Source organism: Staphylococcus sp. AC872, assembly GCF_979255425.1.
In genome coordinates this window covers 280,034-291,073 of record NZ_CEEDKW010000004.1, presented here as the reverse complement: position 1 = coordinate 291,073, position 11,040 = coordinate 280,034, and the positions used below count along the sequence as shown (strand labels likewise).

The 11,040-nt window shown below is 32.6% G+C and carries 10 protein-coding genes; 5 read left to right on the top strand and 5 right to left on the bottom strand.

Translation table 11 applies throughout. The features are described from left to right. Nucleotides 1–533, bottom strand: a 533-nt coding sequence (locus ACZ267_RS08700; protein ID WP_463680312.1) for a glucose-6-phosphate isomerase, incomplete at its 3' end; no start/stop codon positions are given. Nucleotides 534–853: 320 nt separating this feature from the next. Between ACZ267_RS08700 and ACZ267_RS08695 the strand changes: the two genes are divergently transcribed. The 5 genes from ACZ267_RS08695 (at nucleotide 854) to ACZ267_RS08675 (ending at nucleotide 6,064) form a co-directional block, all read left to right on the top strand. Beyond that, the gene (locus tag ACZ267_RS08695) at nucleotides 854–2,056 is read left to right on the top strand and encodes an argininosuccinate synthase (RefSeq protein ID WP_002465521.1); all 1,203 of its coding nucleotides are present in this window, start codon (nucleotides 854–856) and stop codon (nucleotides 2,054–2,056) included. After that, nucleotides 2,049–3,428: an argininosuccinate lyase gene (gene argH, locus ACZ267_RS08690; RefSeq protein WP_047210695.1), complete on the top strand. Its 1,380-nt coding sequence runs from the start codon at nucleotides 2,049–2,051 to the stop codon at nucleotides 3,426–3,428. The genes ACZ267_RS08695 and argH overlap by 8 nt, the downstream gene beginning before the upstream one ends. A gap of 163 nt (nucleotides 3,429–3,591) precedes the next feature. Further along, nucleotides 3,592–4,530, top strand: a complete 939-nt coding sequence (locus ACZ267_RS08685) for a glycerophosphodiester phosphodiesterase (RefSeq protein WP_019235844.1) — start codon at nucleotides 3,592–3,594, stop codon at nucleotides 4,528–4,530. A 249-nt stretch (nucleotides 4,531–4,779) separates the two neighbouring features. Then, complete coding sequence (locus ACZ267_RS08680) at nucleotides 4,780–5,703, top strand: glycerophosphodiester phosphodiesterase (protein ID WP_171991402.1); 924 nt, start codon at nucleotides 4,780–4,782, stop codon at nucleotides 5,701–5,703. A gap of 67 nt (nucleotides 5,704–5,770) precedes the next feature. After that, nucleotides 5,771–6,064 (top strand): TfoX/Sxy family protein, encoded by a 294-nt coding sequence (locus ACZ267_RS08675; RefSeq protein ID WP_002467131.1) that lies wholly within the window; start codon nucleotides 5,771–5,773, stop codon nucleotides 6,062–6,064. Nucleotides 6,065–6,150: 86 nt separating this feature from the next. Here the strand turns inward: ACZ267_RS08675 and ACZ267_RS08670 are convergent, their stop codons facing one another. The 4 genes from ACZ267_RS08670 to ygs all read right to left on the bottom strand — a co-directional run bounded on the left by ACZ267_RS08670 (nucleotide 6,151) and on the right by ygs (nucleotide 10,824). Continuing rightward, the gene (locus tag ACZ267_RS08670) at nucleotides 6,151–7,395 is read right to left on the bottom strand and encodes a Glu/Leu/Phe/Val family dehydrogenase (RefSeq protein WP_002450804.1); all 1,245 of its coding nucleotides are present in this window, start codon (nucleotides 7,393–7,395) and stop codon (nucleotides 6,151–6,153) included. 108 nt (nucleotides 7,396–7,503) lie between these two features. Beyond that, nucleotides 7,504–8,694, bottom strand: coding sequence for an ornithine--oxo-acid transaminase (locus tag ACZ267_RS08665; RefSeq protein ID WP_015365230.1), 1,191 nt, complete (start codon nucleotides 8,692–8,694; stop codon nucleotides 7,504–7,506). 378 nt (nucleotides 8,695–9,072) lie between these two features. Beyond that, nucleotides 9,073–10,200 (bottom strand): NADH-dependent flavin oxidoreductase, encoded by a 1,128-nt coding sequence (locus tag ACZ267_RS08660; protein ID WP_015365231.1) that lies wholly within the window; start codon nucleotides 10,198–10,200, stop codon nucleotides 9,073–9,075. A 243-nt stretch (nucleotides 10,201–10,443) separates the two neighbouring features. Then, complete coding sequence (gene ygs, locus ACZ267_RS08655) at nucleotides 10,444–10,824, bottom strand: S1 domain-containing post-transcriptional regulator Ygs (RefSeq protein ID WP_015365232.1); 381 nt, start codon at nucleotides 10,822–10,824, stop codon at nucleotides 10,444–10,446. Between the last annotated feature and the right edge of the window lie 216 nt (nucleotides 10,825–11,040).

The following is an 11,040-nucleotide window of genomic DNA, read 5'->3' as shown; positions in this document are numbered from 1 at the left end:
TTTTGTTTATCTGTTGTAGCAAAGATACGTTTTTTAGCTTCTTCTTTGCCATATTTATTCTCAACTAATTGTTTGAACAAACGGAATGCAACTGCTGGTTCTGTAGTTGTACCAGATTTAGAAATGACGTTTACAGAGAAATCTTTGTCAGCTAAATAATCTACTAATTCTTTTGTATAGCTTGATGATAAATGATTACCTACAAAAACAATTTCAGGATAGTCATTATTTGTTCTAAATGAAGATGTTAGCATTTCAATAGCAGCACGTGCACCAAGGTATGAGCCACCAATACCAATAACAACTAACACGTCAGAATTTGCTTTAATACGTTTAGAAGCTTCTACAATTCTTGAAAACTCTTCTTTATCATAATCAACTGGAAGGTCTACCCAACCCAAGAAATCATTTCCTGCACCAGTTCCTTCATGTATCGTTTTGTGTAATGTCTTCACGATATCTTTTTGTTGTTCTAATTCATGTTCTCCAAAAAATTCTAAAGTCTTACCATAATCTAATTGAATATGAGTCATCTAAAAAGCCTCCTATGTTTTACTACTTTAATTCTACTAAGTTTGTATATGCTATTCAATTCACAAGTCTCTATTTTATATTCAAAAAGTGAATTTTCAGTGTCATCTTCTTAAATCATTTAAACAACCTTCCTTCTTTATACAATTTTCTAAAAATTATTAATTAATTAAAATGCCTGCATACCAACTATTACATGTATTTCTATTCTAAAAAGTTTTACCTAAAATGTATATTTATGTAGTTTTATGGTTTATTTTTCATCAAGAATTTGCTATGATGAATTTATATTAAAATTCTGAAAATAATTTGAGGTGTAAATATGAAAGAGAAAATCGTTTTAGCATATTCCGGAGGATTAGATACAAGCGTTGCAGTACAATGGTTAATTGACAAAGGATACGACGTAGTCGCTTGTTGCTTAGATGTAGGAGAAGGTAAAGATTTAGACCTTGTTCATGACAAAGCATTAAAAATGGGTGCTGTAGAATGTCACATCATTGATGCAACAAAAGAATTTAGTGATGATTATGTTAGCTATGCTATTAAAGGGAATTTAATGTATGAAAATGCATATCCATTAGTATCTGCATTATCTCGTCCCCTAATCTCTAAAAAGTTAGTTGAAATTGCTGAAAAAACAAATTCAGTAGGTATTGCTCACGGATGTACAGGTAAAGGTAATGACCAAGTACGTTTCGAAGTTGCTATTAAAGCACTTAATCCTAACTTAAAAGCATTTGCACCAGTAAGAGAATGGGCATGGAGTCGTGAAGAAGAAATTGATTATGCTATCAAACATAATATTCCAGTTTCTATTAACTATGATTCACCTTATTCCATCGATCAAAATTTATGGGGTAGAGCTAACGAATGCGGTATTTTAGAAGATCCATATGCTGCTCCCCCTGAAGATGCCTTCGATTTAACTAATGCACTAGAAGATACACCTGATGAAGCTGATGAAATTATCCTTTCATTTAAAAATGGTGTACCTGTTCAAGTCGATGGTAAAGATTATAATTTAGATGACTTAATCCTTTATTTAAATCAATTAGCTGGTAAACATGGTATTGGTAGAATTGACCATGTTGAAAACAGATTAGTAGGTATTAAATCAAGAGAAATCTATGAAACACCAGGTGCGGAAGTTATCTTAAAAGCACATAAAGCATTAGAAACAATTACCCTAACTAAAGACGTGGCACACTTCAAACCAGTCATTGAAAAGCAATTTTCTGAACAAGTGTACAATGGTCTATGGTTCTCTCCATTGACTGATAGTCTTAAACAATTTATTGACAGTACACAACAATATGTTGAAGGTGACGTGAGAGTTAAATTATTCAAAGGCAATGCGATTGTAAATGGAAGAAAATCACCATATACACTATATGATGAAAAACTTGCGACTTACACTAAAGAAGATGCCTTTAATCAAGAAGCTGCAGTAGGATTTATCGATATTTATGGTTTACCAACACAAGTCAATGCTATGTTACATGGAGGCTATAGTAATGAGTAATAAAGCTTGGGGAGGCAGATTTGAAGCACAACCAGAAGAATGGGTTGATGAATTTAATGCTTCAATTGATTTCGACCAAAATCTAATCGATCAAGATGTACAAGGCAGTATAGCACATGCTACAATGCTCGCTAATCAAAATATTATCAGTCAAGATGAAGCCCATACAATTATCGAAGGGCTAAAAGCAATTCAAAAAGACGTACATCAAAATAAAATAGCATTCAAAGCGTCATTAGAAGATATTCATTTAAATATTGAACATGAACTGATTCAACGTGTTGGCGAAGCTGGAGGTAAACTTCACACAGGAAGAAGTAGAAATGACCAAGTAGCTACAGATATGCATTTATATACTAAAGAAGAAGTAAATGGCATTATTGAATTAATTAAATCATTACAACAAACAATACTGTCAATTGCTAACCAACATGTCGATACGATTATGCCTGGTTATACACACTTGCAACGTGCACAACCTATTTCATTTGCACATCACATTATGACTTACTTTTGGATGTTAGAACGTGATAAATCACGTTTCCAAGATAGTATGAAAAGAATCGATATCTCCCCTCTTGGTGCAGCAGCATTAAGTGGGACAACACATCCTATTGATCGTCATGAAACACAAAAATTACTCAATTTTAGTGCAGTTTATGAAAATAGTTTGGACGCAGTAAGTGACCGTGACTATATTGTTGAAACTTTGCATAATATCTCATTAACTATGATTCATTTATCAAGATTTTCTGAAGAAATTATCTTTTGGTCTACAGATGAAGCTAAATTCATTACTTTATCTGATGCCTTTTCTACAGGCTCTTCCATCATGCCTCAAAAGAAAAATCCAGATATGGCTGAATTGATTAGAGGTAAAGTTGGACGTACCACAGGACATTTAATGAGTATGTTAGTAACACTCAAAGGGTTGCCATTAGCTTATAATAAGGATATGCAAGAAGATAAAGAAGGCTTATTTGATGCGATTCATACCATTAAAGGTTCATTAAAAATATTTGAAGGTATGCTAGATACTATGACGGTAAATACCAATCGTTTAAATGAAACAGTTACTAAAGATTTTTCAAATGCTACTGAATTAGCGGATTATCTAGTAAGTAAGAACGTTCCATTTAGAACAGCACATGAAATTGTTGGAAAAATCGTCTTAGATTGTATTAATAAGGGTGTTTATTTACTCGATGTACCTTTAGAAGATTATCAATCACATCATGAAAGTATCGAAGCTGATATTTATGACTTTTTAAAACCTGAAAATTGTTTAAAACGTCGTAAGAGTTATGGTTCAACAGGTCAAGATGCAGTTAAACACCAACTATCAGTTGCACAACAATTAATGAATTCATAATATATTTTACAAGGAGAGACAAACTGTCTCTCCTTGTTTTAGTCTCCAATCCTCACATCTTCCAACATAAACATCAAGACAACTGTTTTAAATTATAATTATATTGCCTATCAACTTATAGTATAATAATCAAGTATTCAAAAATTATTAGAAAGGGCAATCTATGTTTAAACATCCTAAAATTACTTTATTATCATTATTTTTGATATTTATGTCTTTCATTAGTCTGTTTATTTATACTCACTTCCAAAACAGCCGTGTTAAATCCGAACAGTTCAATAACAAAACTAGTCAACATTCAAATTGGCATACCAATCCCACACATGAGAAATTTGTAACAATTGCGCATAGAGGCGCGAGTGGTTATGCGCCTGAACATACATTTAATGCCTATGATAAAAGTCATTATGATATAGGCGCCTCATACATTGAAATTGATCTACAAAGAACGAAAGATGGTCAACTCATAGCGATGCATGATGATTCTGTTGACCGAACAACTAACGGACATGGCAAAGTCAAAGATTTAACACTTGCACAAATTAAAGGTCTTAACGCCGGTGCACGGTTTAATCAATTACATCCTAAAATGGCTAAACCAGAGTATCAAAATGCCAAAGTACCAACCTTAGATGAAATTCTATCAAGATATGGTAAACAAGCTAATTATTATATCGAAACGAAATCACCTAATGTTTACCCAGGAATGGAGGAACAACTTTTACAAACACTTCAAAAGCACGGTTTATTAAATAAGAGCTCATTAAACAATGGTCATATTATGATTCAATCCTTTTCTGAAGATAGTCTGTTAAAAGTGCATCACCAAAATAAGCATATTCCATTAGTTAGATTATTAAAAAAACACCAATTAGAACAATTGACAGATAAAGATTTAAAATATATCCGAAGTTACGCAACATGTATTAGTCCAGAATATACTGATCTAAATGAATCTAACACTGTTTATTTAAAAGATTTAGGTTTTATTATACATCCTTTCACTGTTAATAAAATCTCCGACATGAAACGATTAAATCGTTATGGTATTGACGGAGTCTTCACCAACTATGCAGATAAATATAAACATATATCGCATTAAGCTAATTTCAAACTTCATAGCAAAACTATTAATATTTTTAAAACTTCAACTATGTAAAAAGTTTGTTAATTATTAATATATTTTGAATTGAATATTAAGTCTTTGAGAGTTATTTAATTATTCAGTAAATTCTATTTCTCATATTTAAAAATATTGCCATGATAGTAGTAACACTCAAATTGAAAGGATGTTATTACTTTGAAATTAAATAAATGGGTATCTGTCGGAGTTGCAACAATCACTTTATCTATGCTAAGTGTCAGTACACCAGCACTTGCAAGCGGAGATGGTCAATCTACTCAAACTTCAGATTCATCTCAAAATCAAACTCAAGCTCAAACACCTAATCATACTAATCAAAGTCATTCACAATGGCAGAAAAATTTAACTGGTGAAGCTCACACGACTATTGCTCATAGAGGAGCGAGTGGTTATGCGCCTGAACATACATTTAATGCCTATGATAAAAGTCATAATGAATTAGGTGCATCATACATAGAAATTGATTTACAAAGAACGAAAGATGGTCACCTCGTTGCTATGCACGATGAAACCGTTAATCGTACTACTAATGGTCATGGACGAGTAGAAGATTATACCTTAGCAGAATTAAAGAAACTCGATGCCGGTAGTTGGTTTAATAAGCAACATCCAGACCTAGCTCAATCTGAATATAACAATGCAAAGGTCCCTACTTTGGATGAGATCTTAAGTCGTTACGGTAAAAATGCTAATTATTATATCGAAACAAAATCTCCTGATGTTTATCCAGGTATGGAAAATCAATTAATTCAAAGTTTAAACAAACACGGTATGTTGACAAATCAATCACTCAAAAATGGTCATGTCATTGTTCAATCCTTTTCTGAACCTAGTTTACAAAAAATGAAACAATTAAATCCTAATATTCCTTTAATCCGTTTATTAGATAAAGGCGAGTTGCCATTCCAAAGTGAAGCAGACTTAAAACGTATTAAGTCTTATGCAGTTGGTGTAGGTCCTGAATATACAGATTTAAATGAAAAAAATACTAAGCATTTAAAAGATTTAGGATTCCTTATACATCCATTTACTGTTAATGAAGAAGCAGATATGCAACGTTTAAATAACTATGGTGTTGATGGTGTATTCACTAACTACGCAGATAAGTACAAAAATTTAAACCAAAAATAGCAATAATTATAAATCATTGTGTATACTAACGATAGATTTATATTTAATTTAAGGATTGTGAAAAAAAATGGCAACATCCGAAGATACACTCAATCGTTTTATGAAATACATTGACGATGACCATATTACGACTCGTAAAATGATGGGAGAATATATCATTTACTTTGATAAAACTGTGGTTGGTGGCTTATACGACAATCGTCTATTGATTAAATCTACACCTTCCTCATCAGAAATATTGAAAGATTGTAAAGTGATTTCTCCTTATCCCAATGCCAAGCAAATGATTCACTATCCAAATATTGAAGATAGTGAAACTATATTAAAAGTCGTAAAGCAAGTAAAAAATGATTTAAATTAAACGACAAAAAACATTCACTCAATAATTATTGAGTGAATGTTTTTCTTATATATATAAATGGGTTTAACCAATATTTATAAAGGTTATTATGCCCATCCACGATATCTAGCTGCTTCTGCTGTACGTTTAATACCAACAATATATGCTGCTAAACGCATATCGATTTTTCTGTTTTGTGATAATTCATAAATAGTATCAAAAGCAGTAATTAATTTTTCGCGTAGTTTTTCATTAACTTCTTCTTCAGTCCAGTAATAACCTTGATTGTTTTGAACCCATTCGAAGTATGATACTGTTACGCCTCCTGCACTAGCTAAAACATCGGGTACTAATAAGATGCCACGTTCAGTTAAAATACGTGTTGCTTCTGGTGTAGTTGGTCCGTTTGCAGCTTCTACCACAATACTTGCTTTGATATCATTAGCATTTTCTTCAGTAATTTGGTTTGAAATCGCCGCTGGAACTAAGATATCACAGTCTAATTCAAATAATTCTTTATTTGAGATTGTCTCTTCGAATAAGTTTGTTACAGTACCAAAGCTATCTCTTCTATCTAATAAATAGTCAATATCTAAACCATTAGGGTCATGTAAAGCACCGTAAGCATCTGAAATACCAACTACTTTAGCACCTAAATCATATAAGAATTTAGCTAAGAAACTACCTGCGTTACCAAATCCTTGGATAACAACTTTAGCATCTTTAAGATCCATGCCTTTACGTTTAGCTGCTTGTTCAATTGCAATAACAACACCTAGTGCAGTTGAACGGTCACGTCCTTGTGATCCACCAAGTACAATTGGTTTACCAGTGATAAATCCTGGAGAATTGAATTTATCTAATGCACTGTATTCATCCATCATCCAAGCCATGATTTGTGAGTTAGTAAATACGTCTGGTGCTGGAATATCTTTGTTAGGTCCTACGAATTGTGAAATCGCTCTAACATATCCACGAGATAAACGTTCTACTTCATGGATACTCATTTGACGAGGGTCACAAACGATACCACCTTTACCACCACCGTATGGTAAATTGACAATGCCGCATTTTAATGTCATCCACATTGATAATGCTTTAACTTCTTCTTCGTCAACATCTGGGTGGAAACGCACGCCCCCTTTTGTTGGACCTACTGCATCATTATGCTGTGCACGATAGCCAGTGAATGTTTGAACTGTACCATCATCCATACGCACTGGAATACGTACTTGTAAAAATCTTAGTGGTTCTTTGATTAGGTCGTACATACCATCATCAAAGCCCAATTTATGCAAAGCTTCTTTAATAATTCCTTGAGTAGAAGTCACTAAATTATTATTCTCAGTCATGATCCTTTTCGCCTCTTTTTAACTAATGATTTCGCTTTCATTTATTATTGTAACACAACTTTATCCTTTTTAAAGGGATTGCAAAATGATTGTTACAACTTTTTGAACTTATTTAAATACTTGTTTAATTTTTTCAATTGCAAGGTCTAATTCTTCTTTAGTAATGACTAGTGGTGGTGCGAATCGAATTACTGTATCATGTGTTTCTTTACATAATAAACCTAATTCTTTTAATGATTCACAGTATGGTCTTGCATTTTCAGTCAATTCAATTCCGATGAATAAGCCACGACCACGTACTTCTTTAATAGAAGGATGTTCAATTTTTTGTAATTCAGATTTGAAGTATTCACCTAATTCTAATGAACGACCAGGTAAGTCTTCATCTACAATAACATCTAGAGCAGCTAATGATACTGCACAAGCTAATGGATTACCGCCAAATGTAGAACCATGTGAACCCGGTGTAAATACATCTAAAACTTCTTTATCAGCTAAGACAACTGAAATTGGCAGTACGCCACCGCCAAGTGCTTTACCTAAAATGTATACATCTGGTTTAACATTATCCCAATCAGTCGCGAATAACTTACCTGAACGGCCTAACCCTGCTTGTATTTCATCAGCTATAAATAAAATATTATGTTCATCACATAATTCTCTAATTGCTTTCAAATAACCTTCTGGTGGCACATTAATACCAGCCTCACCTTGAATGGGTTCCACTAAGATAGCTGCAGTATTATCAGTAATGGCTGCTTTTAATTTTTCTACATCACCAAAATCAATTTTACGGAAACCATCTAATAATGGACCGTATCCTCTTTGATATTCGGCTTCAGATGATAATGACACTGGCGCCATTGTACGACCATGGAAGTTACCATTGAAAGCAATGATTTCTGCTTTATTCGGTTCGATACCTTTCACATCATAAGCCCAACGACGTGCTGCTTTTAATGCTGTTTCAACAGCTTCTGCACCAGTATTCATTGGTAATGCTTTATCTTTTCCAGATAATTCACAAATCTTCTTGTACCATTCACCTAAATTATCGCTATGGAAAGCACGTGATACTAAAGTTACTTTTTCTGCTTGTTCTTTAAGTGCTTGAATAATTTTAGGATGTCTATGGCCTTGGTTTACTGCTGAATATGCAGATAACATATCCATGTATTTATTACCTTCCGGATCAGTCACCCATACACCTTTTGCTTCTGCAATGACAATTGGAAGCGGTACATAGTTATGTGCTCCATAGTGATTTGTTAATTCAATAATTTGTTCTGACTTAGTCATAATATCTCCCCTTTGTTTAATAAATACTAAAGCTAGTTACCAATATCATAACTGATTTCTAGTGGCTCTCAAACAAATTACATTAATATATTTCTAAATTTTCTAATTTTATTAAAATTGCAATTTTTCTATCTCTTATTACAACACCTATTACTTAAAATTCTATGTTTTGAAAGCCCTTACAAATATAATGACACATGCCCACTATGTTGTACAAGTAAAAGTTTAAAAATTCGTCATAATATATCTTTTGGTACTTCAAAAACCTTATAATGACAGCCATTATTAATTTTAAAATTCATCAAAAATTCTATAAAAGCCTATGTAAAAAGCTAGAAAATAATCATCGGTAACTGATATTTTCTAGCTTTAATTATATTATTGATCTTTTCTAGGTAAAGGATAAAAACCATTATTAAATTGTTGCCATAATTTAGGCGGTAAATCATGATTATCTTCACGTTCTGGATCAAAATAACTTATAATTTCAGATTCTCTACCTTCTTTTATCTTACCGACAAAATCATAATCTAGTAGTATCTCGCGCCCTAAAGCCACTAATTCTACGCCAACATCTTCAACTGCATTTAATGCATCATCTGCAGTAAATACTGAGCCTATACCGATTAATGGCATACGCCCGTTAATCCATTTATGAATCAGTTCTAATCTATTTTGTCCTTCATACTGTCCTTCACGTGTTTTAGAATAAATATCCATAATTGATACATGAATATAATCTATATCTTTTTTAGTAATTGCATTAACCAATTCTTCAGTTATATCCATCGTAATACCTGGAGATTCCGCTTCTTCTGGAGATAAACGATATCCAACAATGAAATCATCAGATGCAAATTCTTTTTTCGCTTTAAGTACTTCATCAATGACTGCCATTGGGAATTTCAAATTCTCAGCCCATACATCGTTTCTTCTATTATAATATGGTGAAACAAATTGATGGATTAAATAATGGTTAGCACCATGAATTTCAACACCATCAAACCCTGCTTCTATAACGCGTCGTGTTGCCTCACCGAAATCTTTAATCGTTTGTTCAATTTCTTCTGACGTCATTTCTCTTGCATCATGTTCTTGTTTTTGACCGAAACTTTTTAATGAAATGGGACTTGGAGCAGCTACATCACCATTGGGAGTCAATTCAGGTAATGCTTGAGCCCCACCATGATGAATTTGAACTAGTGCTTTGGCACCATTTTTCTTCATTGATTGTGCAAGTTTTTTAAGTCCTTCCATGTCTGAATCATGCGCTACAGATGGCTGTCCAGGAAATGCCTTACCAAGATCGCTCACATTACTTGCTGCATTAATCGCTAATCCAACATCTTTCGCACGTTTTTCTATATATGTTAATTCGACATCTGAAATTGTGCCATCATCATTAGATGAAATGTGTGTTAAAGGTGCTAAAACAAACCTATTTTTTAATTCAACGCCGTTTGGCAATGTCACACTGTCAAATAATGAATTATATTTGTTATTCATAACTCTACCTCCAGATTAATAATAATGGAGACTATAACACGAAAAAATCTTATGCTCTATTAATTTGCTTATACATGTTTTTAAATGAATGATGATTAAACTTATTAATATGTTTTCTATAAGATGTATATTTGTTAAATTTTATCAAAATAAAAACGATAATATCCATCACAAAATAGATACTATCGTTTTAAATCATCCCTATATTCTTTGTATAAATATAACGAATATAATTACGTCACTTTATTCTTGACGTATAGTACGTTTAGACCGTTTGATCCAGACCGGCAAGCGTTCTTCAAGTGTTTGAAACCCATACTTTTCTGTTTCTTTTATTTCATCTAGCACCGACTGTTTTTCTTTCTTACGTTCATAATTTTTAAAGTAATCATTATCTTTTAAAGACAAGTTGAGTTTACCTTCTTCATCAATCGATAAAATCTTAGCTTTTACCACTTGTCCTTCAGATAGAAATTTCTTCAAGTTATGGACATAATCATCCATGATTTCAGAAATATGGATAAGTCCTTCAGTATGGTCAGGGGCCTCAACAAATGCGCCATACGGTTGAATACCAGTCACACGTACCTTAATATGTTGACCTTCTTTGTAGTGATTATTCAACTTGATAACCCCTTATTTCGTTTTTCTTAACACTATTATCATAGCATAAAACAAATTAATGGACTAACTATAACGTTGAATTTTTTGAATTATTTTGAAATAGACTCTCTGAAACAATTTTCATCCTTATGATGATTATAATAAATTTTTGATAAACTGTTGCACACTTCTATGATGTCAAACATACAAAAACTTCACAATTAAAGTGTGATTTTA